Source organism: Allobosea sp. Root670, assembly GCF_001429415.1.
Lineage (GTDB): Bacteria > Pseudomonadota > Alphaproteobacteria > Rhizobiales > Beijerinckiaceae > Allobosea > Allobosea robiniae.
On the sequence record NZ_LMJU01000020.1, the window covers coordinates 50634 to 75329 of the forward strand.

24 protein-coding genes and 1 tRNA gene are annotated in these 24696 nt (G+C 65.9%); 15 read left to right on the forward strand and 10 right to left on the reverse strand.

The annotated features are described in order from the left end of the window. Position 1: 1 nt before the first annotated feature. Both ASE61_RS23950 and ASE61_RS23955 read left to right on the forward strand, forming a co-directional pair. Positions 2–391: a response regulator gene (locus tag ASE61_RS23950; RefSeq protein WP_156407212.1), complete on the forward strand. Its 390-nt coding sequence runs from the start codon at positions 2–4 to the stop codon at positions 389–391. Continuing rightward, positions 381–1082 (forward strand): response regulator transcription factor, encoded by a 702-nt coding sequence (locus ASE61_RS23955; protein WP_061971278.1) that lies wholly within the window; start codon positions 381–383, stop codon positions 1080–1082. Before ASE61_RS23950 ends, ASE61_RS23955 begins: the two co-directional genes overlap by 11 nt. A 72-nt stretch (positions 1083–1154) precedes the next feature. On the opposite strand, the gene ASE61_RS23960 is transcribed toward ASE61_RS23955, so the two are convergent. Next, positions 1155–1904, reverse strand: a complete 750-nt coding sequence (locus ASE61_RS23960) for an SDR family NAD(P)-dependent oxidoreductase (RefSeq protein ID WP_061971548.1) — start codon at positions 1902–1904, stop codon at positions 1155–1157. A 92-nt stretch (positions 1905–1996) separates the two neighbouring features. Between ASE61_RS23960 and ASE61_RS27630 the strand changes: the two genes are divergently transcribed. The 8 genes from ASE61_RS27630 (at position 1997) to ASE61_RS26180 (ending at position 10789) form a co-directional block, all read left to right on the forward strand. Beyond that, positions 1997–2185 carry a LysR family transcriptional regulator gene (locus ASE61_RS27630; RefSeq protein ID WP_413813552.1) on the forward strand — a complete coding sequence of 63 codons (189 nt, stop codon included), beginning with the start codon at positions 1997–1999 and terminating at the stop codon, positions 2183–2185. A 45-nt stretch (positions 2186–2230) separates the two neighbouring features. Further along, positions 2231–2866, forward strand: a complete 636-nt coding sequence (locus ASE61_RS23965) for a substrate binding domain-containing protein (RefSeq protein WP_200959685.1) — start codon at positions 2231–2233, stop codon at positions 2864–2866. Positions 2867–3360: 494 nt separating this feature from the next. Beyond that, positions 3361–4191 carry an alpha/beta fold hydrolase gene (locus ASE61_RS23970; protein WP_061971280.1) on the forward strand — a complete coding sequence of 277 codons (831 nt, stop codon included), beginning with the start codon at positions 3361–3363 and terminating at the stop codon, positions 4189–4191. Positions 4192–4344: 153 nt separating this feature from the next. Then, complete coding sequence (locus tag ASE61_RS23975) at positions 4345–4998, forward strand: HD domain-containing protein (protein WP_061971550.1); 654 nt, start codon at positions 4345–4347, stop codon at positions 4996–4998. A 179-nt stretch (positions 4999–5177) separates the two neighbouring features. Then, positions 5178–5948: an SDR family oxidoreductase gene (locus tag ASE61_RS23980; protein ID WP_061971282.1), complete on the forward strand. Its 771-nt coding sequence runs from the start codon at positions 5178–5180 to the stop codon at positions 5946–5948. 236 nt (positions 5949–6184) lie between these two features. After that, the gene (mobF, locus tag ASE61_RS23985; protein WP_061971284.1) at positions 6185–8836 is read left to right on the forward strand and encodes a MobF family relaxase; all 2652 of its coding nucleotides are present in this window, start codon (positions 6185–6187) and stop codon (positions 8834–8836) included. Then, positions 8833–9078 (forward strand): hypothetical protein, encoded by a 246-nt coding sequence (locus ASE61_RS23990; RefSeq protein ID WP_061971285.1) that lies wholly within the window; start codon positions 8833–8835, stop codon positions 9076–9078. The genes mobF and ASE61_RS23990 overlap by 4 nt, the downstream gene beginning before the upstream one ends. A gap of 37 nt (positions 9079–9115) precedes the next feature. Beyond that, the gene (locus ASE61_RS26180; RefSeq protein WP_082617700.1) at positions 9116–10789 is read left to right on the forward strand and encodes a recombinase family protein; all 1674 of its coding nucleotides are present in this window, start codon (positions 9116–9118) and stop codon (positions 10787–10789) included. Here the strand turns inward: ASE61_RS26180 and ASE61_RS24005 are convergent. After that, a tRNA-Arg gene (locus tag ASE61_RS24005) sits at positions 10760–10836 on the reverse strand. The two genes, ASE61_RS26180 and ASE61_RS24005, sit on opposite strands and share 30 nt — an antisense overlap. A gap of 260 nt (positions 10837–11096) precedes the next feature. Continuing rightward, positions 11097–11306, reverse strand: coding sequence for a hypothetical protein (locus tag ASE61_RS24010; protein ID WP_061971290.1), 210 nt, complete (start codon positions 11304–11306; stop codon positions 11097–11099). Between the two features lie 244 nt (positions 11307–11550). On the opposite strand from ASE61_RS24010, the gene ykgO reads away from it, so the two are divergent. Beyond that, positions 11551–11676 carry a type B 50S ribosomal protein L36 gene (gene ykgO, locus ASE61_RS24015; protein ID WP_038363015.1) on the forward strand — a complete coding sequence of 42 codons (126 nt, stop codon included), beginning with the start codon at positions 11551–11553 and terminating at the stop codon, positions 11674–11676. A 140-nt stretch (positions 11677–11816) separates the two neighbouring features. Then, the gene (locus ASE61_RS24020; protein ID WP_061971292.1) at positions 11817–12470 is read left to right on the forward strand and encodes a tetratricopeptide repeat protein; all 654 of its coding nucleotides are present in this window, start codon (positions 11817–11819) and stop codon (positions 12468–12470) included. A gap of 138 nt (positions 12471–12608) precedes the next feature. Here ASE61_RS24020 and pyk read toward each other — a convergent pair whose 3' ends face one another. From pyk to ASE61_RS24035, 3 genes are all read right to left on the reverse strand, one after another. Further along, positions 12609–14048, reverse strand: coding sequence for a pyruvate kinase (pyk, locus tag ASE61_RS24025; RefSeq protein ID WP_061971293.1), 1440 nt, complete (start codon positions 14046–14048; stop codon positions 12609–12611). Positions 14049–14221: 173 nt separating this feature from the next. Further along, entirely contained in the window at positions 14222–14662 is a 441-nt protein-coding gene (locus ASE61_RS24030; protein WP_061971295.1) for a DUF1036 domain-containing protein, read from the reverse strand. A gap of 2 nt (positions 14663–14664) precedes the next feature. Next, a complete protein-coding gene (locus tag ASE61_RS24035; protein ID WP_061971553.1) occupies positions 14665–15939 on the reverse strand; it encodes a glycerate kinase in 1275 nt (424 codons plus the stop codon). Positions 15940–16232: 293 nt separating this feature from the next. On the opposite strand from ASE61_RS24035, the gene ASE61_RS24040 reads away from it, so the two are divergent. After that, complete coding sequence (locus ASE61_RS24040; RefSeq protein WP_061971296.1) at positions 16233–16475, forward strand: DUF2312 domain-containing protein; 243 nt, start codon at positions 16233–16235, stop codon at positions 16473–16475. A gap of 263 nt (positions 16476–16738) precedes the next feature. On the opposite strand, the gene ASE61_RS24045 is transcribed toward ASE61_RS24040, so the two are convergent. Beyond that, positions 16739–17326 carry a nitroreductase family protein gene (locus ASE61_RS24045; protein ID WP_061971298.1) on the reverse strand — a complete coding sequence of 196 codons (588 nt, stop codon included), beginning with the start codon at positions 17324–17326 and terminating at the stop codon, positions 16739–16741. 185 nt (positions 17327–17511) lie between these two features. Between ASE61_RS24045 and ASE61_RS24050 the strand changes: the two genes are divergently transcribed. Beyond that, positions 17512–18504, forward strand: a complete 993-nt coding sequence (locus ASE61_RS24050) for a LysR family transcriptional regulator (protein ID WP_082617701.1) — start codon at positions 17512–17514, stop codon at positions 18502–18504. A gap of 78 nt (positions 18505–18582) precedes the next feature. Beyond that, positions 18583–19191, forward strand: coding sequence for a glutathione S-transferase family protein (locus ASE61_RS24055; protein ID WP_061971300.1), 609 nt, complete (start codon positions 18583–18585; stop codon positions 19189–19191). Between the two features lie 3 nt (positions 19192–19194). On the opposite strand, the gene ASE61_RS24060 is transcribed toward ASE61_RS24055, so the two are convergent. The 3 genes from ASE61_RS24060 to ASE61_RS24070 all read right to left on the reverse strand — a co-directional run bounded on the left by ASE61_RS24060 (position 19195) and on the right by ASE61_RS24070 (position 24666). Next, positions 19195–20901 carry a DUF882 domain-containing protein gene (locus ASE61_RS24060; RefSeq protein WP_061971301.1) on the reverse strand — a complete coding sequence of 569 codons (1707 nt, stop codon included), beginning with the start codon at positions 20899–20901 and terminating at the stop codon, positions 19195–19197. Positions 20902–21159: 258 nt separating this feature from the next. Further along, a complete protein-coding gene (locus tag ASE61_RS24065; RefSeq protein ID WP_061971303.1) occupies positions 21160–23067 on the reverse strand; it encodes a L,D-transpeptidase family protein in 1908 nt (635 codons plus the stop codon). A gap of 105 nt (positions 23068–23172) precedes the next feature. Further along, positions 23173–24666 carry a sigma-54-dependent transcriptional regulator gene (locus ASE61_RS24070; RefSeq protein ID WP_061971304.1) on the reverse strand — a complete coding sequence of 498 codons (1494 nt, stop codon included), beginning with the start codon at positions 24664–24666 and terminating at the stop codon, positions 23173–23175. Positions 24667–24696: the final 30 nt, after the last annotated feature.

The window sequence follows — 24696 nt, forward strand, 5'->3', positions numbered from 1 at the left end:
CGTGGGCAGGAGCGCATATGTTGTGGCGGTGGTCGATGACGATCCCCGGCTGCTCGAGTCTCTGGAGGACCTGCTCGAGTCCGCCGGCTACGCCGTTCGAGGCTTTTCATCGGCCGCATCGCTGATCAGGCACGGCTTCTCCGGCCTCGACCTGCTGATCACCGATGTGGGTATGCCCGGGGTGGACGGGTTTGAGCTCCGGGACCGGGCGATGAGCGAACGCTCGGACCTTCCCGTCTTCCTGATCACAGGGCGACACGAAATAGCCGAGCAAATCCGAGCTCGCGAGGTGGAGAGCTTCTTCTGCAAGCCGTTCGACGGCCGCGTACTATTGGCTGCGATCGGGAAGGCCTTAGGCACTCTGGACGGGGAAACTGAACATGATGCTTGACCGATCGAACGCGCATAGCCACGTGCCAAACGCCTCGCGGCAAAGCGCTGGCGACATCCAGCCACTCGTCATCGTCGTCGATGACGACGCCTCGCTTCGCGAGGCTCTTTGCGAACTGCTCGCATCGGCAGGGTTTCGAGCGACCGCTTTCCCTTCGACACAAGCCCTGCTGGAAACAAATGCGCTGGAGAACCCGGGCTGTCTGGTCGTCGACATCAGGATGCCCGGAGCGAGCGGCCTCGATCTCCAGCATCTCTTGGCGGGAAGAGGCATCGCCAAGCCGATGATCTTCCTGACCGGGCACGGCGACATCCCGATGACGGTCCAGGCGATGAAGGCCGGGGCCATAGACTTCCTAACCAAGCCCGTGCGCGACCAGACATTACTCGATGCCGTCAACGCCGCCATCGCGATCGACCGGGATCGGCGAGCGGAGGCCGCGCGCGTACAGTTCTATGTCGAGCGGCTGGCGACGCTGACACCGCGAGAACGCGAAATAATGCAAGAGGTCGCCCGTGGCCGACTTAACAAGCAGATCGCCTTCGATCTCGGCATCAGCGAAGTCACGGTGAAGCTGCACCGGGGCAACCTGATGCGAAAGATGGAAGCTGCGTCGATCGGCGAACTCATCCGCGCCTGGGAAGCGTTGCCTGCACGCCTCCGGCAAGACGAAGCACCCCGGCTCAGGTGATGATCTATGCCGGTGCACCGTGACATGCACGCAGCCGTCGCCACCGGTCGTTCGGCGGCGCCGGCGCTCGCCTCAGGTCAGGGTCATGCCACCATCCACCGCCAGATTGACTCCGGTGATGAACCCGCTCGCCTCGCCGCAGAGAAACAGAGCAGCCTCGGCGAGTTCTTCTGCGGTCCCCATCTGACCAAAGGGGATGATGCCCGCCGCCTGCTCCTCAACGTCACGTTGCGCCTCAGGTGGGACGCCGAGCTTGCCGATAATCGGCGTCGCGGTGGGGCCGGGACTCAGAACATTGACCCGGATTCGCCGCTGCTTCAGCTCCAGCGACCAGCTTCGCGCGAAGGCTTCTATCGCAGCCTTGCTTCCGGCATAGACGGCATGTCCGCCGAGGACCTTATGGGTCGCGATCGAACTCGTCAGCAGGATGGCGCCTCCATCGCGCATGACCGGGACGATCGCCTTCACCCCAAAGAACGTGCCACGCGCATTCGTATCGAACTGGGCGTCATAGTCATCGGGCGAGACGGCGGCTCCGGGCTGGATCCGGATGCCGCCCGCATTGGCCATGTAGATATCGACGGCCTCGAACCGCTCCCGGACGAAGGTAGCGACGCGATCGTGTGTCTCGAGTGCTGCGACGTCACCTGCAATCCCGATAGCCTGTTCGCCAAGGGCCTCGGCAGCTTCTGCGACGGCATCGGGGCGTCGGCCGACGATTACGACCCGCGCTCCCTCGGCGACGAAACGGCGTGCGGTGGCGAAGCCGATGCCACTGTTGCCTCCCGTGATGACGGCAACCTTGTTCGACAGTGCTTTCATGAAAACCTCCGTTGGATGGTCCATGAGGTGCTCACCGCCACCAGTGATCGCCAGCACTCCAAGCGGCCTTTCACTTGTTCCAACCCGTCAACATGAACGGCCTGAGCAACTTCGTGACGGTCGTCGAAGCTGGATCCTTCACCGCCGGCGCGCGCGTGCTAGGCACCACGGTCTCTGCCGTGTCGAAGAGCATGGCCAGGCTGGAGCACAGGCTCGAAGCCCGGCTATTCACAAGATCGACCCGCGCCTTCTCCCTGACACCTGAGGGTGAGGCGTATTAAGAGCGTGTCGCACCGCTGGTCCGTGCCATAGATGAGGCCGCTACGGTGCTCACGCCGAGCGCCGTCGCCGCCGGTCGATTGCGTATCAGCATGCCTGCCGATTTCGGGCGCGTTTTGATGGAGGCGCTGACGACGCGCTTTAGCCATAGCTATCCGCAGCTAAGGCTCGACGTCGGGCTCAGCGACCAGCCCGTCGAACTGATCCGGGAGGGCTTCGATGCGGCCATCAGGGTGGGGCATGTTGACGACACCAATCTGATTGCAAAGCCGTTGGGGATGCTTCCAATGGCTCTCGTCGCATCGCCTGCCTATCTCGCTAGCCGGGGCGCGCCGGACACAATCGCTTCGCTCTCGAGGCACGATCACATCCGCTATCTGCTGCGGGGGCGCCCCTTTCCGATTAGCTTCGCGAACGGAGAGCGGCTCGTTCCGCAGGGTGTATTCGACACGGACAGCGGCGAGGCCATGCGGATCGCTGCCCGCAACGGCCTCGGCATCGCGCAGCTCCTGCGAGCGTCGGTGATGGAAGATCTAGCGGCGGGACAACTGGTGTCCGTTCTCGAAAAACACCCGCTGCCGCCGGTACCCGTCCAAGTTCTGCATGGCTTTGCCCGAGCGGTGCCCGGCCGCGTCTCGGCGCTGTTTCGGTTCCTCGACGCCGAGATGCCGCGCTGGCGCTGACCGGCCCGTCGTCCGCTGAAGATACCGCGTCCAGGCGAGCCCGAAGCGGTACAGCGGGCGACTAGTCCGATATGCGGCGAACGATACACCTGGAGACACGAAGCACTATTCGGCCGGATAGGGCGAAGATGCTCGGGTTTGATTGTTCCCGCCGGCCGAGGTCGCGACAATCGTGACACTGAGAGCGCCGGCCGCTGTGACAGCGGTGGAGGGCTCCAGGGGCGATAGGGCGGACGGGAACAGGTCCGGCTTGAAAGCCGAGCGAAACGATCTCGAAGGCGCTGATCCACGGCGTCGCTTCTCTGGTCTGAACCCACTCTCACAGCGCGGGAGATCCGATGCCACACGACCCCTGGCTCAACGAAACCTATGTCGACCGACGTCTCATCCTGTCCACGGCAGCAAGCATGGCGGCGGCTACGCTGGTCAGTGCCACGCCGGCCTGGTCGGGCCCGACTTCAACCACCTCCTCGAACAGAAGCAGGAACAAGCTCATGAACTACGTGACCACCAAGGACGGCGTCGAGATTTTCTACAAGGACTGGGGTCCGAAATCGGCCCAACCGCTGGTCTTTCACCATGGTTGGCCGTTGAGCTCCGACGACTGGGACACCCAGATGCTCTTCTTCGTTGCGCAAGGCTTCCGGGTCGTCGCCCACGACCGGCGCGGGCATGGCCGTTCGAGCCAGGTGAGCGAGGGCCACGACATGGACCACTACGCGGCCGACGCCGCGGCAGTTGTTGAACATCTCGACCTGCGCAACGCCGTCCACATCGGCCACTCCACCGGCGGTGGTGAGGCGGCACGCTATGTCGCACGTCATGGCAAGAGCCGAACCGGGAAACTTGTTCTGATCGGTGCGGTGCCCCCGATCATGGTCAAGACGGATCGCAATCCCGGTGGTCTGCCGATCGACGTCTTTGACGGGCTTCGCAAGAGTCTGGCTGCCAATCGCAGCAAGTTCTATACCGATCTCGCGGCCGGACCATTCTATGGGTTTAATCGGCCCGGTGTCGAGACGGATCCCAGCATCGTTCAGAACTGGTGGCGCCAGGGAATGATGGGCGCAGCCAAGGCCCATTACGAAGGCATCAAGGCTTTCTCCCAAACCGATTTCACCGAGGACCTCAAGGTCATCGCGGTGCCGACGCTCGTGATGCATGGCGACGATGACCAGATCGTCCCGATCGGCGACAGCGCTCCTCTCTCGGCCAAGCTGCTGAAAAGGGCGACCCTCAACATCTACAACAAGTTGCCCCACGGCATGGCCACTACGCACGCAGATGTCATCAACAAGGACATCCTCGCTTTCGTCCGAAGCTGATTTTCCGGGACGAGGCGGTGATCGAAACTGCCTCGTTCTTTTCCTTGGCCAACAGCCAAGCGCCAAGGGGCCATTCGCGCCGGCCCGGAGGGGCTCTCCGTCGGCCACAGGGAAATGTCCCATCTCGATCCGTCAACGGAGGCTTGCAGGACCATGCTTGCGACCGAAAATGGCCGACAGACTCTGGCCGGCGTTTCCGTGCCGGACACCGAGCTCGTCGCCAGCGCCCTCGCTTATGCCCGCCGTGCCTGCGAGCCGTACCTATTCAATCACGTCGTTCGTTCGTGGCTTTTCGCAGCTAGGCTTGGGCAGCTTCGAAATGCCGAGCATGATGAGGAGGTTGTCGCCGTCGGGACGCTCCTGCACGATGTCACACTGAACGAGCGCTTCAACGGGCCGCGCCGATTCGAGGTCGAAGGCGCTGATCTCGCCCGTGACTTTGCCCGCGAGAGCGGCCTCGACGAGCGTCGTGCTCAGATGATCTGGGACAGTGTAGCCCTCAATTCGACGCCGTCCGTCGCGCTCTACAAGCAGGCGGAGGTTGCGCTTTGCACAGCCGGGATCTGCCTTGATGTCGTTGGACTTCAATACGACGCGATCCCCACCGACGAGGTCCAGCGCATCGTCGCGGCCTATCCAAGGCTCGGCATGAAGCGACTGATGACGAAGTGCTTTTGCCATATCGCCAGGGTCAGACCAGAAACCAGCTACGACAACTTCGTGCGCGATTTCGGCGAGCGGTTTGTCAGTGGCTACCGCGTGCCGTCTTCGGTCGACTTGGTCAAACGTGCCCCGTTCGACGACTGAAGGCTTAGGACCGTGGAGCAAGGCCGGGGAACCTGATCGCCTGGCGAAGGTCGGGCAAGCGGCAAATGAGTTCAATGCAGTCCAATGTAGGCGCTCCAGGATCCACCGCAGCGCCTGGAACGCTGAGTTCACGGGGACATCGACGAAGTCGGGCGACAAGCGCGCCGCGGGAAATTCAAATGAAGATCGTAGTCATAGGCGGAACCGGCTTCATCGGCTCTAAACTCGTTGGAGTGCTGGGCGGTTGCGATTTTGAAGTTGTAACTGCCTCGCCCTCACGAGGTGTGAATACGGTAACCGGAGAAGGGCTTGCTGAGGCGCTGTTCGGGGCACGGGTGGTGGTCGACGTTTCTAACTCCCCCACACTCGATCCGGGAGCAGCCCTGGCATTCTTCGAGAGCTCCGGATGCAACCTGATGGCATCGGAGGAAGCGGCCGGTGTCCAACACCACGTTGTTCTATCTGCCGTTGGGACCGATAAACTCCCCGAAAGCGGATACTTCAGGGCAAAGCGGATGCAGGAGACGATCACGAGAAGCTCTCGCGTTCCGTACACGATCCTCAGGTCGACACCGTTCTTTGAATACATCAACGGGATCGTTGAGGCAGGGGGGGCCGAGGAGACACTTCGCATCTCCCCGGCGCACGCTCAGCCGGTCGCCGGCGACGATATCGCGCTAGCGCTACGCGACATAATCCTTCAGCGGCCCCGGAATCGAGAGTTGGAAGTCGCAGGACCAGATCGTTTCCGGCTCGACGAACTGGCGCGCCAGATTCTAGCTGCGAACGAGGACCCCCGCCCGGTAATTGCCGATCCCGAAGCGCCGTATTTTGGCGCGGTCTTGCGCGATGACACCCTCATACCGGCAAGTCATTCCCAGCTCGCCTCTACGCGTTTCGAGGACTGGCTTCGACTGTACGTGGCGCAGGCTCTTGATCCAGCCAACTGAGAGGCTCCGCAGCGTCGGTCGCCAGTCGTCGAGGTCGATGAGTCGCAAAAGCTTCGGTCGCTTGGTCACTAAATTTACTCACCCTGAAGCGGACGTTCCAGACGTCAGCAAAGGGCCAACTTGACCGGTTAGCCAAATCCTATGGCTGCGGTTCGCAGATCGTATTTTGGGAATAAGAATTCAAAAAAGGCGATTTTGCGCGTGGCTATTGAAGAGCCTCCTTTCTGGAGGCAGTCATGGTCGCGACGATCGCAGCCGGTACCTCAGCCCGATACTATCTGGCGCAGGTCGAGTATTATCTTGGCGGTCGCGAGCCGCAGGGCGTGTGGCTGGTGGCCGGTCCGGGGCTCGGCGTCGCGGCGGGGCAGCCGGTCGAGCGCGAGGCCTTCGAGAACCTGCATGGTGCGCGGCATGCGGCTGGCCGATCGCTGTTATCTAATGACGGCAACCGAACCGCCGCGGTCGGCGGCTACGACGTCACGTTCTCCGCCCCAAAATCTGTCTCGGTGCTGTGGGCGCTGGCCAATGATGAGCTGCGCCATGCGATCGAGAATGCCCAGCAGGAAGCGGTCCGGTCAGCCTTAGAACTGATTGAGACCGAGGCGGCCTTCTGCCGTCGTGGACACGGCGGGGCGGTGGTGGAGCGTGTCTCCTTGACCGCTGCGGTTTTCCAGCACAGCGAGGCGCGGCCGGCTGAACACGCGGATGGACGAACCTTCTCGGACCCGGCGCTGCATCATCATGCGGTGGTGATGAACCTCGCCCAGCGCGGCGACGGCACGTTCGGTTGCCTTGACGGACGTCCGCTGCATTCCTGGAAGATGGCTGCAGGCGCGGTATATCATCAGACCTTGGCACAAGGCCTCGAGCGCCTTGGCCTGCGTGCCGAGATCACCGGCAAGAACGGGATCTTCGAGATCGCCGGCGTGGACACAGAGCTCTGCCGCTACTTCTCCGCGCGTCGGGAGGAGATCGTCTCAGAGTTAGCCGAACTCGGCATCGAGAGTGCTGACGCTCCTGCTCTGGCCGCGGCGAAGGCGCGCGCCACCCGAGCGAGCAAGCTCGAAGCCCGGGATCAAGATCGGCATGGGTTGTGGCGGGAGCGTGCCGCCGCACTCGGACTCGCTCCGGAGTATGTTGCCGAACAGGCCCTCGCCGCATCGCCGATGGGCGGCTCGCGGGTTCAGACTTGTCAGGAGCAGCTTGCACGGGCGCTAGCTGGACTGACGGAACGCAGCAGCACGTTTGAGCGCCGCCAGCTGGTGGCCGCAGTGGCGTCGGTCTTGATGGAGGTCGAGGGCGAACACGACCTAGCGGCAGTGCTGGAAGGTCTGGAGCAGAACAAGAATGTGCTGGCGCTCTCTCGCGATCTCTGGGGTCATGCGATCTACTCCACGCCTGAGATCGTCGCTCTTGAACAGGAACTGCATCAGATTGCAGTTGACCTGGGTGCGGACAAAATTGCTTCGCCGCAGATCGATGTCGCCGACAGGCTGATCGCGGCTGCCTCGCTCAATACTGAACAGGCCGCGGCGGCCAGGACAGCTTGCGGCCCAAACCTGCTCGGCCTGATCGAAGGCGGCCCCGGAGTTGGAAAGACGACACTGCTGCGTCCGGTCGCTGAAGCCTGGACGCAGGCCGGCTGGACCGTGATCGGCGCGGCGAATGCCTGGAAGATAGCCCATCAGTTGCGCGACGAGCTTCAGATCGAGGCCCGCGCCTTGGATAGCTGGCTTGCCCGCGCAGAACACGGCCATGGCTTCCTCGCGGACAGGACCGTCCTGCTGGTCGATGAATCTGGGCTGCTCAGCAGCCGCCAGTTCCATAGGCTGTTGTCGGTGGTCGCGGCCGCTCGTCAGTCCGGCATGCAGGTCGCCGTGCGCATGGTCGGTGATCGCAGGCAGCTCCAGCCCATCGGTGGACCAGGCCTGAAGATCGTCGCGGATGCAATCGGCGCGCAGCGTGTCGATACCATTGTCCGGCAGCACGAGGCCTGGGCCCGTGAGACCGTTATGGCCTTCGGCAAGGGCGAAGCTGATCAGGCCTTGGCGCTGCTCGATGAGCATGGAGCGTTTGCGGAGAGCGCCAACGCCAAGGCGACGATCGAAGCTGTCGTCGATGCCTGGGATAAAGCCCGCCGCAAGACCCCCAATCACGACAGGCTGCTCATTGCCAAGACTAATCGGCAGGTCGCAATGCTCAACCAGGCGGCGCGCGAGTGCTTGCGGCAGGCTGGACAGATCGCCGCTGTTGACACAGCGATCGTGCGGGCTGTCACGCCTTCAGGCGAGAGCTACGAACTGTCCTTGGCCCGCGGCGATCAGATCCGCTTCCTCACCCGGCACGACGGACTTGGGGTGATCAACGGCACGAGTGCGGTGCTGACGCAAGTTGGTCTTGCGCAGGATGGCGCGATCTCGCTCACGGCTCGCGTCGATAGCCGCCTTGTCCGCTTCCCTCTCAGCGATCTGCAGGATGATAAGGGGCGCGTGCAGATAGCTCATGCCTACGCAACGACCTGCTATGGCTCGCAGGGGCTGACCACAGAAGAAGCCTTCGTTCTCATCGATCCAGCGATGGATCGCCATGACATCTTCGTTGCGGCCAGCCGCGCCCGGGGCCGCACGCAGCTTTTTGCCGATCGCAGCAATCTCGATGTGCGTGCGAAAGCCGCGCGTCTCTTGAACGATCGCAAACGCCCGGTGACGCGCGAGGACCGGCTTGGCGTTCTGGCGACAGCCCTGGCGCGTTCTGGTCTGAAGCGCTCGACGCTCGACTACCGGGCGAGCCCGCCGACGCTGGAGCAAGGCCTGGGATTGCCGGCGATCAGCCGCCCGTTGGAAGGGCATGCGCCAGAGCGGCGCCGGACGCCGGACCTCTCGCGATGACGACCGCTGCTCGCAAGCGGCAGCATCGCACCGAGATGGCTCTCGAAGATGCCGCCATGACCGTGACAGATAACTGGCGCGCGACGATTCCGATCACCATGCGAGAGATCGACACGGTCGAAATCTATCTTGGGCGCGTTCTCGACGAATTGCTGCGAGCGCATGGCATTCACCATGTCGTTCGTTCCTCAGGGGATCCGCGCGCTGTCGTCCATCAGGACTCTACCGCAACAAAGCTCTAGCTGGCAGACTCAACGCCGGCCTGTTCCGAGATTGATCATGACCTCGATATTCCGCCCCTCTGCCATCTCGTCCGACTTCGGCTCAGAAGGCGCCGGTTTGCGCTGTTGTGGGTACTACCGCGTAAGCACAGGCCGCCAGGCGGAAGGAGATTTGTCGATCCCTGACCAGACCCGGCAGATCGAAGCCTTCTGCCTCGCCCGAGGCTGGGAACTGGCCGCGGGTTATGTCGAAGCCGGTGCGTCCGCCACTGATGACAATCGTCCCGAGTTCCAACGGATGATCGAGCGGGCCTGCGATGATGACCGCCCGTTCGACGTCATCGTCGTGCACTCCTACTCGCGCTTCTTCCGCGATGCGTTCGGACTGGAGATGTATATCCGCAAGCTGGCAAAGGCTGGCGTCAGGCTCATCTCGATCACGCAGGAACTGGGCGAGGACCCGGCGCAGGTGATGATGCGGCAGGTGATTGCGCTCTTCGACGAGTACCAGTCGCGCGAGAATGGCAAGCATGTGTTGCGGGCGATGAAAGAGAACGCTCGCCAGGGGTTTTACAACGGCTCGCCTGTGCCGCTGGGCTACACCACGCTGGAGATCGAGAAGCGTGGCGCGCGCCTGAAGAAGAAGCTAGTGGTCGATGCTGTCGAGGCGGAGACGGTTCGACTCGTGTTCAAGCTCTATACCGCGGGCGATGGCCGAATTGGTCCGCTCGGCGTCAAGCAGCTGGCGGTCTGGCTGAATGAGCGAGGCTACCGGACCAAGCGTGGGGGCCGCTTCGGTGTCAGCGCGATCCACACAATCCTGACCAATCGAACTTATATCGGCGAGGCCGTGTTCAATCGGCGCAGCTCCAAGACATTGCGCCAGAAGCCGGAAAGCGAGCAGGTCCAGATCGAAGTGCCGGCGATCGTCGATCGGATGCTGTTCGATCGGGTGCAGGCCAATCTGCGGGCACGCAATCCAAAGGTCACCGCGCCGCGCGTGGTAACCGGCCCGATTTTGCTGACGGGGTTGGCGGCCTGCGCCAGCTGCAGCGGCGCCATGACTCTGCGCACCGGCACCTCACGCTCGGGAAAAGTCCATCGCTATTATACCTGCTCGACCTGCGCGCGCATGGGCAAGAGCGCCTGCAAGGGCCGCTCGATCGCCATGGACAAGCTCGACACCCTCGTCACCGATCAACTCGCCGAGCGCCTGCTGCAGCCCGACCGCTTGACCGCGCTCCTGTCCTCGATCCTGGAACGGCGCGTTCGGCAGGCAGCAGAGGTCGATCAACGCGTTGCAGCTCTTCAGAGCGATGTATCGGAAGCCGAGGAGAAGCTTAAGCGCCTCTACCGGATGGTCGAGGATGGGCTGACCGAGCTCGACGATATCCTGAAAGAACGAATCGCCGATCTGAAGCTTAACCGCGACAAGGCTAAAGCGGCGCTCGACCGTATCACGCGGACACGCTCTGGTCCGCGGACACTAGACCCGGCGCTGATCGATGCCTTCAGCCGCGTCATGCGCGACAACATCATGACCGGCGAGGTCCCGTTCCGAAAAGCCTATATCCGCTCGTTGGTCGATCGCATCGAGGTCGATGACCATGTCGTTCGCATTGTCGGCGACAAGGCCACACTCGAACAGGCGGTGGCGCATGGCGCCCTGGCAGGAAATGCGGTTCGCTGTTTTGAACCGAAATGGCGCGCCCGAAAGGATTCGAACCTCTGACCCTCAGATTCGTAGTCTGATGCTCTATCCAGCTGAGCTACGGGCGCGTCTCAGAGCGTCATGACGCGTTGCGTCCGGCCTGATGACGGGGGAGATAGCCGGTCCATTTCGTCTTGGCAACCCTCAAAATCGAGAAGTCATCGAATTGTTGTGATCGGCCTCCGAACGGGTTCGGGTCGACGCACAGGGCGGTTCTGGCTGGCGATGACGCCAGAGCGGCGCAGTCGGCCAGGAGCCGGGCCGGGCGCTGAGACGTGTCCGCAGGCTGCGCGTGAGCGCCGGCCTGCGGGCGAGAGTCTGGGCCGGATCAGCGTGTCGCGCGGCGCGTGGCGCGCACGACGGAGGGGCCGGAGACGGCGCCGGCCGCGCCGCCCACGACGGCGCCGACGGGCCCGGCCACGACTGCGCCGGTGCCGGCACCGACGGCCGCGCCGCCGATGCGTTGTTCGACAGTGTTGCCGCAGGCGCCGAGCACCAAGGTCGTGGTGAGGATCGCGGCGAGAAGAGGCAGGCGCATGGCGGTTCTCCGTGTGAGCGAGGATCGAAACGCAATCTTGTCGTCCAGGTTCCGGAGGAGGAAAAGCGGATTTCCTGCTTGCCGGGCTGCGATCACACTTGCGATCCACGGAAAAATCCGTATACAGCCGGCATCGCATCAGTCGCACCATTGCATGGGCGGTGAGGATCGTTACGGTCCGCGTCGCAGACTGAAGGTTTTTGACCGGCCCGTCTCGCAAGGGCAGGCCGATGGAGTTGAGACGATGAAGATCCGTAATTCGCTGAAGTCGCTGCGTGCGCGTCATCGCGACAACCAGCTCGTGCGCCGCAAGGGCCGCGTCTACATCATCAACAAGGTCCAGAAGCGCTTCAAGGCGCGTCAGGGCTGAGACCTGCGCGACTGCGGTCGCGCAACTGTCTCGGTTGGGATTTTAAAAGAGCGGGACGCCGATGGCGTGCCCGCTCTTTGCGTTGCGCGCTCGCCCGGCTGTGATTTGACGAGGCGGCGGTGGCGGCTAGAGTTGCAACCATGATCCGTTTTCGCATCGCGCCTGCCGTCTTCGCGCTGCTGCTGGCCTCAGCCAGCCCGTTCGCGATCGGCGCGACCCAGGCCCAGCCCACGCCACCGTCGCGGCCTGGCATCGTCGCGCCCGACGACAAGGCGGATAACCCGGTGACGCCGACTGCGCCGCAGCGCAGCCCGGCGGCGACGCTGGAGCGGCTGTTCCAGCGCCTGCACGATGCCGAGACGCAGGAGGAGGCCGAGGGCGTCGCCAGGCTGATCCAGCGGCGCTGGGCGCGTTCCGGCTCCGACACCGCGGATCTGCTGATGATCCGGGCCCAGCAGGCGCTGAAGGACAAGCAGAACGAGCTCGCGATCGAATTGCTCGACCGCGTCATCAGCCTGCAGCCGGACTGGGCCGAGGCCTGGAACCAGCGCGCCAATGCGCTTTATCTCCTCGGCGATTCGATCCGGTCCATGCTCGATATCGGCGAGACGCTGAAGCGCGAGCCGCGCCATTACGGTGCCATGATGGGACTGGGCATGATCCTGCGCCAGCAGGGCGACGACAAGGCCGCGATGGCAGCCTTCCGCAAGGCGCTGGAGATCTACCCGCAGTTCGACGCGGTGAAGAAGGCGGTCGATGCGCTGAAGACCGAGGTCGACGGGCGGGACGCCTGAGCGCCCGTAGCCCTATCCGTCATGCTCGGGCTTGACCCGAGCATCTCATGCCGGAGGGGCGATCGCGTCTTACGAAGCCTCTCCTGAACGTCATTCTCGGGTCTGCGCTACGCTTCGCCCGAGAATGACGTTCCCGCCTCACGCCTTCTCAACATGTTCCTGCGCGACGAAGGCGATGCGGACCATGTTGGTCGCGCCGGGCGTTCCGAAGGGCACGCCCGCTACCACGATGATCCGGTCGCCGAGCTTGGCGTAATGCTCGCGCACCGCGAATTTGCAGGCGCGGAAGGCCATGTCGTCGGCGTCGCTGGCATCCTTGGTGACGATCGCGTGCACGCCCCAGACCAGCGTCAGGCGCCGCGCCGTGGCGCGGTTGGGGGTGAGCGCGATCACCGTCGAGTTCGGGCGCTCGCGGGCGATGCGGAAGGCGGTCGAGCCCGATGAGGTCCAGGCGCAGATCGCCTTGAGGTTCAGGGTCTCCGCAATCTCGTGGGAGGCCTTGGCGATGGCGTCGGCGCCGGTGGCCTCGGGCTCGTTGCGCTGCGATTCGAGGATCGAGCGGTAGATCGCATCGCCCTCGACCTCCTCGGCGATGCGGTTCATCATCGTCACCGCCTCGATCGGATACTGGCCGGCGGCGCTCTCGGCCGAGAGCATGACCGCATCCGCGCCCTCGAAAACGGCGGTGGCGACGTCGGAGACCTCGGCGCGGGTCGGCACCGGGCTCGTGATCATGCTTTCCAGCATCTGGGTGGCGACCACGACGGGCTTGCCCTTGAGGCGGGCCATGCGGGTCAGGCGCTTCTGCGTGCCCGGCACCTGCTCCAGCGGCATCTCGACGCCGAGATCGCCGCGCGCGACCATGATCGCATCGGAGGCATCGATGATCTCCTCCATGCGCGCGACGGCCTGCGGCTTCTCGATCTTGGCCAGCGCCAGTGCCCGGCCGCGCACGATCTTGCGCAGGTCCGCCATATCCTCGGGCCGCTGCACGAAGGAGAGCGCGATCCAGTCGACGCCGACCTCGGCCGCGACCTCGGCATCGGCGCGGTCCTTCTCGGTCATGGCCGAGACGGCGATGGTGGTGTCGGGCAGGCTCACGCCCTTGCGCGACGACAGCCGCCCGCCGATCAACACCTTGGTCACGGCGGCCTTGTCCGAGGCCTTCTCCACGACGAGGCGCAGCTTGCCGTCGTCGAGGATCAGGTGGTGGCCGGGCTCGAGCGCGCTCAGGATCTCGGGGTGGGGGAGGTGGACGCGCTTGGCATCGCCGGGGGCGGGGTCGGAATCGAGCGTAAATCGCGCGCCCTTCGCCAGCATGACGCCGCCGTCGCCGCCGAACTGGCCGACGCGCAGCTTCGGGCCCTGCAGGTCCGCGAGGATGCCGACCGGACGGCGGAACTTGCCCTCCAGACCGCGCAGCATCGCGACCTTCTCCTGAAGCGTCTCGCGCTGGGTGTGGCTCATGTTGATCCGGAACACGTCGACGCCGGCTTCGAACAGTTTTGCGCACATCTCCTCGGTCGCGGAGGCGGGGCCAAGCGTGGCGATGATCTTGATCCGGCGTTCGCGCTTCATTGCTCTTCCCCTGCGACCGGCAAGCCCATACGCCCCCGGCCGCACCCTTTCATCCATCATGGAGCGCGGTCTGCCCGTTGCCGGGGCCTCGCTTCCGGTTCTTGTCCGCAGGCCCGGCCAGGCCTCGCGTCGATCGTCACCTTATGCCGAGACCATGGCCCCGCGTAAGCCGGTCAGGGCCGCGGCGCGCCGCTGCCGGTATCGGTGAGCTGGATCGTCCAGCTCTTCTGCTCGCCGGTATCGACCTCGAAGAAGCCGGCGCGGTCATAGCCGCGGGCCAGGCAATCCTCGATGCCCCGGATCGTGAATTCCTTGTTGCGCACGCACATGACCGATTTGCCGGTCCATTCCCCACCCTTGTCGTAATCGAGGGCGTGGACATAGTAGAAGCGTGCCGCCAGCGTGCCGCGCAGCAGCGTCTCGCAGCCGCGCGGGCTGATGTTCCACCAGCCCTCGGTGATCCAGCCCTGCGCATCGCGATAGCCGATCGCGACGCCGACGCGGCTCGACGTGGTGTTGCACATGCGCAGATCGGCTTTCGCCGGCGCCACGCTCCCGAGGAACGCGGCCGCGCAGAAGGCGAGGGGAAGGACCGTTCGAGGAGAGCCCGGCATTCTCACGGTTCGATCAGGATCACGCGGCAATCGTTGATATTGGTCAGTGTCGGTCCCGGCTGCAGCAAATCGCCGAGCGCTTCGAAGAAGCCGGTCGAATCGTTGTCGGCGAGGGATCGGGCGGGATCAAGGCCGATCTCGGCGGCGCGGGCCAAAGTCTGGGGATCGACCAGGGCGCCGGCCGGGTCGGTGGCCTCGCCGCCGCCGCCATCGGTGCCGTCGGTGTCGCCGGCGAGCGCGACGATGCCGGGTTCGCCGGCCAATGCGATGGCGAGCGCCAGCGCATATTCCTGGTTCGGGCCGCCGCGGCCGGAGCCGCGCAGGGTCACGGTGAGCTCCCCGCCGGAGAGGATGGCGCTGCGCTTGCCCTCCCGCTTCAGGCGCCGGGCGAGTTCGGCATGGGCGGCGGCGACGTCACGCGCCTCGCCTTCGAGATCGGCGCCGAGATCGTGCACCGCATAGCCGGCGGCCTCTGCCGCCGCGCGCGCTGCCGCCATTCCATCGGCCGGGCGGGCGATGATGCGGAATTCGCTGTTGGCGAAAGCGGGGTGGCCGGGCTTCGGCGTCTCGTTTGCGGGATCATCGAGCAGGTTGCGGGCGGCCGGCGGCAGGTCGAGCCCGTAGCGGGCGACGATGGCGCGGGCCTCGGCGGTCGTGCTGGGGTCGGCGACGGTCGGGCCGGAGGCGATCGCGGCCGGCTCGTCGCCGGGCACGTCGGAAATGGCGAGGGTGAGGACGCGCGCCGGGGCGGCGGCGAGCGCGAGCCGGCCGCCCTTGATCCGCGACAGCCGCTTGCGGACGATGTTCATCTCGCCGATCGGGGCGCCGGAGCGCAGCAAAGCCTTGTTGACCGCCTGCTTCTCGGCGAGCGTGAGCCCGCCGGCCGGGGCGACCCAGTTCGCCGAGCCGCCGCCCGAGAGCAGCACGAGCATGAGGTCGCCTTCCGTTGCGGAGGCGGCGAGCGCGAGCGCGCGTTCGGCGCTGTCGATGCTGCCCTGATCGGGGACAGGGTGGCCGGCTGCGACCATCGGGATATGCCGGGTCGGGGCGGTGTAGCCGTGCCGGGCGACGGCATGGCCGGACAGGCGCTCGCGCGGGAAGCCCTGGTCGAGATAATGCGCTTCGGCCAGTGCCGTCATGCTGCCGGCGGCCTTGCCGGCGGCGAGCAGGATCAGGCGCCCGGTTGCGGGGGCTGAGGGCAGGTGTTGCGGCAGGCAGCCCGAGGGATGGGCGCGGGCGACGGCGGCATCGAAGATCGCGCGTGCGGTCGCGCGCATCGTTTCGGTCGTGGTGATGGACTGCGGCACGCCCCGCGACTCCCTGCGTTCTGTGCCGCTTTGCGGCGAGCCTGTTCGCTTCCTTTGTAGGTCGGGCGCGTGGCGGCGTCATCAGCCGTCTGGCGATGTAATCATACTTTTTGAACGGACCTCGTTGCCAACCGAACGGTCGGTTGCGGCGATGCGGCATCAGGACTGTTGAGATCGGCGGGGCGAAGGCCAGTTCAGTCTTGACGGGCGGGCCCGATCCGGGCGAACGCTGCCGGCCAATTTCGTACCGAGAAGGTTATCAGATGGACGATCCGGTTGCTGGCGACCAGCTGAAGAGCATCGTCGAGCGCATCGAGCGGCTCGAGGAAGAGAAGAAGACGATCGCCGACGACATCAAGGAGGTCTATGCCGAGGCCAAGGGCACCGGCTACGACGTCAAGGTGCTGCGCAAGGTCGTGGCGCTGCGCAAGCGCGATCTCGACGAGCGCAAGGAAGAGGAAGCGATCCTCGACCTCTACCTGCAGGCCGTTGGCGAAACCGCCTGAGACCGCTTCGCACCTCTACTACGGTGGTCGACTGACGGCGTTTTCTGCGCTTCCGGTGCTCACGTACTAAGGTACGCTCCGCTCCGGTTCTCGAAAACACCGCCATTCGCCTCACCGCAGCGAGTTGCCAAGCAGTCTCAGAGGCTATCGAACAGGCATGAAAAAGCCCCGCATCGGTCTCCCGATGCGGGGCTTTTCGTTGGAATGAGCGTCGGGCGACGGCGTTGGCTCGGAAGCCCTGCGCCAAGCGTTTCCAGTCTCGGTCAGGCGTGGGTGCGGAAGCGCACTTCATCGTCGATGAAGGTCTTTTCCGCGAAGCCGGCCTCATTGGAGCCGAAAGGCATCTGGGCGGTGAGCTTCCAGGATGCCGGGATGTTCCATGCCTTGGCGGCCTCCGCGTCGACGAGCGGATGGTAGTGCTGCAGGCTTGCGCCGATGCCGGCATCGGCAAGCGCGGTCCAGACCGCCAACTGCGCCATGCCGGTCGAATGTTCGGACCAGATCGGGAAGTTGTGCGCGTATAGCGGGAAATTGGTCTGGAGCGTCTGCACCGGCTCCTGATCCTCGTAGAACAGCACCGTCCCGGCACCGCTCGCGAAGCTGTCGATCTTCTTGCTCGTCCCCTCGAAATCGGCGGCCGGCACGATGGCGCGAAGCGCCTCCTTGGCGATGTTCCAGAACTTGTCGCTCTCCTTGCCGAAGAGGATGACGGCGCGGGAGCTCTGCGAATTGAAGCTGGAGGGCGACAGGCGGATCGCCTCTCTGACCAAGCCATCCACCTGAGCTTCGGAAACCGGCAGCTTCTTGCCGAGAGCGTATTGCGTGCGGCGCTTCTTGAGTTTGTCGAGCATGTCTTCCTCGTCCTTGAATGCGTGTCGCCGGCAAGCCAAGGAGGCGGGTCGGCTTTTCGAACCCGGCCCCGTGCGCCTTTCGGCGAAAGCAGGGCTCGATATCTGATGGTGGAGAGGTAGCGGTTCACTTCCCGCATCAGAACCCTCATAATGGGCACCAGACTGTTGCTGACGGAGGAACGCCGATGGCGGAGCTCGACGATATCCGAAGCTTCATCGCCGTGGTCGATGCCGGCGGTTTCGGCCGGGCGGCGCAGAGCCTGGGCGTGGCGAAATCGATCGTCAGCCGGCGCGTGAGCCGGCTGGAGGAGGAGCTCGGCACAAGATTGCTCAGCCGCACGACGCGCGGGGTTGCTCCGACCGAGGCCGGGCTCGAATTCAAGGCGCGCAGCGAGCGCATCCTGGCCGAACTCGACGAGGCGCGGGAGGCGGTGGCGCAGCGGGCCGGCGGCGTCGCCGGGCGGTTGCGGCTGGCCATGCCGATGACCTTCGGCAACAGGCATGTCGCGCCGCTGCTGGGCGAGATCGCGCAGCTCTATCCGCGGCTCGAAATCGATGTGCAGGCGAGCGACCGCTATGTCGACCTGATCGGCGAGCGCTTCGATGCCGCGATCCGGATCGGCTCGCTCAAGGATTCCAGCCTGATCGCCCGGAAGATCGCGCCGGTCCACGCGACGGTCGTCGGCAGCCCGGACTATTTCGCGCGGCGCGGCCGTCCGGCGATTCCCGCCGATCTCAATGATCATGACTGCCTGCTCTATAGCGGCATGAACGATCAGGACTGGGGGTTCCGTACCGGGAAACGCTGGATCACGGTGCGCCCGCCCGGGCGCATGCGTTCCGATAGCGGCGACACGCTGCTGTCCTGGGCCGTGGCGGGGCTCGGGCTGACCGTGCTGCCGACCTTCATCGCCTCGGATGCGATCCGTTCCGGCGCCGTCGAGCCGATCCTGCTGGATTATCCGATGCCGACGCGGGCGCTCTATGTCGTGCGTCCGCCCGGCGCCTATGTCCCCGGAAAGGTCCGGGTGCTGATCGACCTGCTGGTCGAGCGTTTCGGCGGCACGCCCTATTGGGACCCCTGCCAGATGGAGGCGCATCAGCGGGGCCTGAGGCTGGACGAGCCGCTGAGCGAACAGCTCACGCCAGCCGCCGCCCGCGAGCATCAAGCGGCGTGATCCCGCGCATCACGCGAATTCGCGTGGCTTTGTAGCGGGGTTTCGGCACTCTGCCGCCGTGCTGAAACGGAGGTCGCGATGCTGCTCGTCGGAATGCTGGATAGCCCCTATGTCCGCCGCGCGGCGATCACGGGGACGTTGCTGGAGGTGCCGTTCGAGCATCGCTCGGTCTCGGTGTTCCGGCACATGGCGGAATTCCGGGCGATCAATCCGCTGATCAAGGCGCCGACGCTGGTGACCGATGACGGCATCGCCATCAGCGAATCCCTGCTGATCATCCAGCATTTCGAGGATGTCGCCGGCCGCTCGCTGCGCCCGATCGAAGGCGTGGCGCGGCGGCGCGATCTGGCGCTGACCGGCATCGGGATCGTCGCCGCCGACAAGGCGGTCTCGATCGAATACGAGCGCAAGCGCCCGGAGGCACAGCGCTATGCGCCGTGGCAGGAGCGCATCGTCGCCCAGTTGCACGTCGCTCTCGACCTGCTCGACGCGGCGGCCAAGGAGGGCGAGCTGACGGCCGGGCCGGAATTGCTGCCGAGCGATATCGCCGCGGCCATCGCCTGGGGCTTCTGCCGCTTCGTGATTCCGGAATTCGCTCCCGAGGAGCGCTGGCCGGCCCTGGCCGAGCAGGCGCGTGCCTGCGAGGCGCTGGACGTGTTCAAGACCTGGCCGATCGACCGGGAATAGAATTCAGTTCTGGACGAAATTCGTCGGCAGCGGGCGGACGGCCGGGCCGGTGAAGGTGCCGGGCTTGGCGTCGAGCGGGTCGGCATGGCTGAAGCCCAGCGCCGCCGCCGGGCTCGGGCCGGCGATCGGAGCGCCCGACGGTCCGGCTGCGCGGGCGCGGGCTGTCGCGACATTCACCGGCTTGCCGGGCGCCCTGCCGGTGCGGGAGACCGCGGCGAACAGGGAATTCAAGCCGCCACGGTCCATGTCGGCCGCGTCCTCGGGCTCTTCCGCTTCCGGGACCGGAACGGAGCGCTGAGTCGCGGTCGCGAAGCTGACGCCGCCCTCGCGCGGGCGCACCGGCGGCAGCGAAGCGGTGACGAGGCGCCCCTCGGAGGCCTGGGCGAGGGGTGATTCGGGAGCGCCGGTGCCGCGCAGCGAAGCGATGGCTGCATCGGCCAGGGCCGTCGGTCGCATCGGCGGCAGCGGGGCGTTGGTGGGCTGGCCGGCCACGACGATCTCGCTCGGGCCGGCGACCTCGCCGGGGCGGCGCGGCGGCAGGGACGCGAGCACCAGTTTCTGGTCGGGCTGCGGGGCGAAGGCGAGCGCGCCGCCGGCCGAAGGCAGGGCGGCAATCTGGACGGGAGCGCCGTCATCGGCGGGCACGGGCAGGCCGCGCGGCCGCGCCAGCGGCAGTGGCGCATCGATCAGTTGCGGCCGGTTCTCCTGCGCGCGCGGCGGTGCGGCAGCGGCCACGGCCGGTTGGGGCGCGGGTTCCGGGGCGGGGGGCTGTTGTGGCGGCGCCGTCGTGATCCGCGGTGCCAGGCGTTGCGAGCGCTCGCGCGTCACGGAGTCGGCAGCCGGTGCCATGGCGACGGCGAAGCGGCCGCCATCCGCCGAATTGCCGTCGTTGTAGCCCGTGTTGGCATAGGCCATGACCGTCGGCTGCTGGCGCGGGGCACCGCGCCGGCCGCGCGCTGCCGGGCGGGCATCGGCCTCTTCGTCGTCGCCGCCGAACAGCGAGGCCCAGAGGCTCTTGCGGCCCGACGCGATGACGGCGCCTTCGTCGAGATCGGCGGTGGCATAGCCGGCAACGGCACCGCCGCCGGAGAGAATCTCGGCCCTGGCGAGATCGTAGCCGGCCAGCGGCTGCCCGTCGGCCGGCAGGTGCACGGTCTTCTGGTCCGGGAAGAGACGCACGAGCTGATCGCGGGTCATGCGCGGCCAGGACCTGACCGAACCGACATCGAGATGGACGAAGGGCGTGTGTGCGTTCGGATAGAAGCCGACGCCGCCGCGCTGGAGCCGCATGCCGACCTCGCGAATGCGGGCCGTCGGCGTATCCGGCAGGTAGAAATCCAGCGCCTTGCCGAGCATGTGCTGGCTGTGCTTGGCGACGGCGCGCGAGCGGCGGCGCAGCATCGCGTTGGTGCCGGGCGCGCGATAGGAAGACACGACATGGAAGGGCTGTTCGGAGCCGAGCTGGCGCTGGACTTCCCAGATGACGTCGAAGAGCCGCGGGTCCATGCGGGTCGGCTCGTCGGTGCGCCAGTCGCGCAAGGCCCAGTTCAGCTTCTCCAGCGCAGCCGAATCATAGCGACCGTCACGCTTGAAGGTGACGGTCGTCTCTTCCTTCGTGTGCATGTGCAGGATGGTGATGGTGCGGGTGTCGCCATTGGCGACGGCGTTCTGCGTACCGCGGACGCCGATGAGCGATGCGGCCAGGGCCAAGCCGAGCGCCAGCGCATGTCGCGCGGCTGGCTTCGTGCCGGACGGCGCGCATCCTGCAAGCGTGGCGGTTGTTCTGCCCAATCTGTCTGACCCGTCTCGGTGCCCCGCCGAAGCGGCGTGGTAAACGTGAACGAACAGTTGCGGAGAAGCGTTAACGACTCGTTAGCGAGCCGGCAATCGCCGCGCCAAGAATTTCCCAGGCAAGGTGGCTAAAGAGGGATCATGGCGAAATGGAGCCCGCCGCGAGCGGGCCCCCATTCAACCGCCCTGATGCTCCAGGGCCTGCCTGACCAGCCTGTGGAAACCGTAGACATCGTCGAAGCGGTGGATCTGCCCATGATCGCCGACGACGATGGTGTTGTAGACGAGGTGGATCGGTAGCGGCTGCGGCAGGTTGATCCGACGCTCGCCCTTGCCGATCAGGCGCTTCAGGCGCTCATGCGTCCATTCCGGGCCGAGCACCTGGTCGGCCAGCGCGAACGGGTTCTCGACGCGCACGCAACCGTGGCTGAGCGCCCGTCTTTCCCCAGCGAACAGGCGGCGGTTGGGCGTGTCGTGCAGATAGACCGCGTGCTCGTTCGGGAACATGAACTTGATCCAGCCGAGCGCGTTGCGCTCGCCCGGCGGCTGGCGCACCGAAATGCCGCCGCTCTTGGTGCGGGTGACGATATAGCCGCGCTTGGCGGCATAGTTCGGATCGGCTGCGAGACCGGGCAGGAATTCCTTCTTCAGGATCGAGGGCGGCACGTACCACGACGGGTTGACGATGACGTGGTCCATCTTGTGCGAGAAGATGGGCGTCGCCGAATCCGGCTTGCCGATGATGGCGCGGGTCTCGTGCACGACCTTGCCGGAGCGGATGACGCGCACCCGCATCTCCGGCACGTTGGCGATGATGTGGTCGGTGCCGAGATCGGGCGGCAGCCAGCGCCAGCGCTCCATCTGGGCGATGATGTCCTCCTCGCCGCGCGCGCTCGCGGGCTTGCCGAGAGCGGCCAGCGTGCGCTCGCTGAGGATGCCGTTGGCCGGCAGGCCGGCCTTCTTCTGGAAATCGGCCAAGGCCAGCGCGGTGGAGCGATCGAAGACCGGCTCCTCGCTGGGCCCAAGGCCGAGACGCGCGCGCACCAGCGCCACGCGCTCGTCGCGCATGCCGAGCTTGAGCGGCGGGCCGGCGGGAATCCGGACCAGCGGCGTGTCGTCGAGATGCTCGCGCATCTCCGCGAGCTTGGCCTTGAGGCGGCGGTACTGCTCGTGGGGCGGATTGTAGGCGGCGAGCACGGCGTCGGCGTCAGCGGCGCCCGCGAGCTCCGAGAGCACCTCGGTCGCGGAGGGCAGGTAGAGCGTCGGCGTGATCAGCTTGGAGAGCTGGCGCGGGTTGAGGCGGCCGCCGCGGGCGTCGCGCGCATAGAGCACGGCCAGCGCGGAGAGGCGGATATCGGCCTCGGCGAGCCTGGCCTTGTCGCTCGCCTCGAAGACGGGGAGGGGGTAGTCGTTCGGGCGCAGGCCGTCCTCGGCGGCGCGGCCGAGCTGCGTCGCGATAAGCTTGCCGGCCTCGTTCCAGCCCTTGCCCCCGACCCAGAAAGGACGGTTCTCATTGGCCTGATAGGCGGCGACGATCTCATTGCGTTCGCGCTCGCCGAGGCGGCGCAGCGTCAGCGCATCCGGCAGGGCGGCTGCGACGGCTGCCGCAAACTCGGAACCCGGCGGTACCTCGACAACGACCTTCGGCATCTCCGGCAGCGGCACCAGCGGCTCGACGGTGCGCAGGGGGCCAGACTGCGGGGCGGTCTCGACCGGTTCGGGGGATTTGACGACGGGGGTCAGGGCCGGATCGGCCGCCGGCATCTCGACCGCGGGGATATCGAGCGTGAGCGGCTCCTCGCTATCGAGCGGGGAGGCGGCATCCTGTCTGGCCGGATCCAGCGGCCGGTTGCCGGTTGTGACCGTACCGGTGACGATCTCGGCGTCAGCGGAAGGCGCGGTCGCGGCCTGCGCCGGGGCGGTCGATGGCGCGACGTCGGACAGCCTGAGTTCCGGCTGCTCGGGCAGCGGGATGCCGAGCGTTGCATCGGTTGCGGCAGGGGTCTCGGCGCGGAGCGGGAGGCATCCCAGGATGATGGCCAAGGCGGATGCCGAGGTCAGTTTCGCCCAATGGCGAGGACGCATGGTCGCTATCCCGATTGCTGCCGAATGACGCCAGTTCTGCGTGACTCGGTTGGTTGAGACAAGATGCGGCGGTGCAACAGACCGCCCCATTCGGTTCGTTGCAGCTCAGGCCGCGTCGGTTTCGTCGCCGTTGGATTCGCTCTCGATCAGCCCGTAATCCTTGAGCTTGCGGTAGAGCGTCGAGCGGCCGATGCCGAGCTTGCGCGACACCTCGGACATATGGCCGCGGTAATGCGCGAGCGCGAAGGTGATGATCTCCCGTTCGAGATCGTCGAGCTTGCGCATGTCGGAGCCGGCGACCATGTCGAGGGCGTTGGGGTCGCGTACCGGCATCTGGATGATGCGTGGCGGTGGCTCGCTTTGGTCGATGCGGGCCAGCGGAGCGGGGGCCGGCGGAATCCGGACCTCGTAGCCGTCCATCTGCGCAGCGATCTGCGGGAATTCGGTGATGTCGAGCTCGGGACCATCGGCCAGGACGACGGCGCGGAACACGGCGTTCTCGAGCTGGCGGACATTGCCCGGCCAGTCATAGCCGGTGATCAGGGCGGCCGCCTCGGCTGTGAACCCCGTGAGCTTGCGGCCTTCCTCGGCGGCGAAGCGGGCGAGGAAGCCCCGCGCCAGATCGACGATGTCCTCGCGGCGCTGGCGCAGGGGCGGCAGCGTGATCGGGAAGACGTTGAGGCGGTAATACAGGTCCTCGCGGAACTCGCCGCGCTTCACCTGATCGAGCAGGCTCTTGTTGGTCGCCGAGATCAGCCGGATGTCGACGCGCACCGATTTCTTGCCGCCGACGGGATCGACCTCACCCTCCTGGATGGCGCGCAGCAGCTTGACCTGCGCGTCGAGCGGCAATTCGCCGACCTCGTCGAGGAAGAGCGTGCCGCCATTGGCCTCGACGAACTTGCCGAGATGACGCTCGGTCGCGCCGGTGAAGGCGCCTTTCTCGTGGCCGAACAGGATGGATTCGACGAGGTTATGCGGGATCGCACCGCAATTCACGGTGACGAAAGGCTTGCCCTTGCGGTCGCTGGAGCCCTGGATCGCGCGCGCCAGCACTTCCTTGCCGACGCCGGATTCGCCCTCGATCAGGATCGGGATGTTCGATTTCGCTGCGCGCTCCGCCAGCCGGACGACGCGGGCCATGTCCGGGCTCTTGGTGGCGAGGTCGCGGAAGCCCAGCGTGTTCGAGGCGCGGCGCTTGATATGGCGCAATTCGTGTTCGAGCGCGCCGAGCTTGAGGGCATTGCGCAGCGAGACCTGCAGGCGCTCGGCGCCGACGGGCTTGACCACGAAATCGACGGCGCCGGCCCGCATCGCGGTGACCACGGTCTCGATCGAGCCGTTGGCGGTCTGGACGATGACGGGGAGCTCGCTGCCGCGCTCACGCAACGCCGCCAGCACGCCCATGCCGTCGAGGCCGGGCATGTTGAGATCGAGGACGACGGCATTGAAGCGCTCGCCTTCGGGCGCGCCGAGCAGGGTAAGTGCCGCTTCGCCGTTCTCGGCAGTCGCGACGTCATAGCCGAAGCGCTTGAGCATGGCGTCGAGCAGGCGGCGCTGGACGGGATCGTCGTCGACGATGAGGACGGTGTCGGTCATGGCACCTCGAAGGCCCGGGCAATATGAAAG

Bases quoted from the DNA above. Each gene is read 5' to 3' on its own strand.
- ASE61_RS23980 (WP_061971282.1), top strand. From the start codon at position 5,178: ATGAAGATCGTAGTCATAGGCGGAACCGGCTTCATCGGCTCTAAACTC.
- ASE61_RS24010 (WP_061971290.1), bottom strand. From the start codon at position 11,306: ATGCGCCTGCCTCTTCTCGCCGCGATCCTCACCACGACCTTGGTGCTC.
- mobF (WP_061971284.1), top strand. From the start codon at position 6,185: ATGGTCGCGACGATCGCAGCCGGTACCTCAGCCCGATACTATCTGGCG.
- ASE61_RS26180 (WP_082617700.1), top strand. From the start codon at position 9,116: ATGACCTCGATATTCCGCCCCTCTGCCATCTCGTCCGACTTCGGCTCA.
- ASE61_RS24020 (WP_061971292.1), top strand. From the start codon at position 11,817: ATGATCCGTTTTCGCATCGCGCCTGCCGTCTTCGCGCTGCTGCTGGCC.
- ASE61_RS23955 (WP_061971278.1), top strand. From the start codon at position 381: ATGATGCTTGACCGATCGAACGCGCATAGCCACGTGCCAAACGCCTCG.
- ykgO (WP_038363015.1), top strand. From the start codon at position 11,551: ATGAAGATCCGTAATTCGCTGAAGTCGCTGCGTGCGCGTCATCGCGAC.
- ASE61_RS24045 (WP_061971298.1), bottom strand. From the start codon at position 17,326: ATGCTCGACAAACTCAAGAAGCGCCGCACGCAATACGCTCTCGGCAAG.
- ASE61_RS23990 (WP_061971285.1), top strand. From the start codon at position 8,833: ATGACGACCGCTGCTCGCAAGCGGCAGCATCGCACCGAGATGGCTCTC.
- ASE61_RS24065 (WP_061971303.1), bottom strand. From the start codon at position 23,067: ATGCGTCCTCGCCATTGGGCGAAACTGACCTCGGCATCCGCCTTGGCC.
- ASE61_RS24050 (WP_082617701.1), top strand. From the start codon at position 17,512: ATGGCGGAGCTCGACGATATCCGAAGCTTCATCGCCGTGGTCGATGCC.
- ASE61_RS24055 (WP_061971300.1), top strand. From the start codon at position 18,583: ATGCTGCTCGTCGGAATGCTGGATAGCCCCTATGTCCGCCGCGCGGCG.
- ASE61_RS23975 (WP_061971550.1), top strand. From the start codon at position 4,345: ATGCTTGCGACCGAAAATGGCCGACAGACTCTGGCCGGCGTTTCCGTG.
- ASE61_RS24040 (WP_061971296.1), top strand. From the start codon at position 16,233: ATGGACGATCCGGTTGCTGGCGACCAGCTGAAGAGCATCGTCGAGCGC.
- ASE61_RS24070 (WP_061971304.1), bottom strand. From the start codon at position 24,666: ATGACCGACACCGTCCTCATCGTCGACGACGATCCCGTCCAGCGCCGC.
- ASE61_RS23970 (WP_061971280.1), top strand. From the start codon at position 3,361: ATGAACTACGTGACCACCAAGGACGGCGTCGAGATTTTCTACAAGGAC.
- pyk (WP_061971293.1), bottom strand. From the start codon at position 14,048: ATGAAGCGCGAACGCCGGATCAAGATCATCGCCACGCTTGGCCCCGCC.
- ASE61_RS27630 (WP_413813552.1), top strand. From the start codon at position 1,997: ATGAACGGCCTGAGCAACTTCGTGACGGTCGTCGAAGCTGGATCCTTC.
- ASE61_RS24035 (WP_061971553.1), bottom strand. From the start codon at position 15,939: ATGCGCGCGACCGCACGCGCGATCTTCGATGCCGCCGTCGCCCGCGCC.
- ASE61_RS23960 (WP_061971548.1), bottom strand. From the start codon at position 1,904: ATGAAAGCACTGTCGAACAAGGTTGCCGTCATCACGGGAGGCAACAGT.
- ASE61_RS24030 (WP_061971295.1), bottom strand. From the start codon at position 14,662: ATGCCGGGCTCTCCTCGAACGGTCCTTCCCCTCGCCTTCTGCGCGGCC.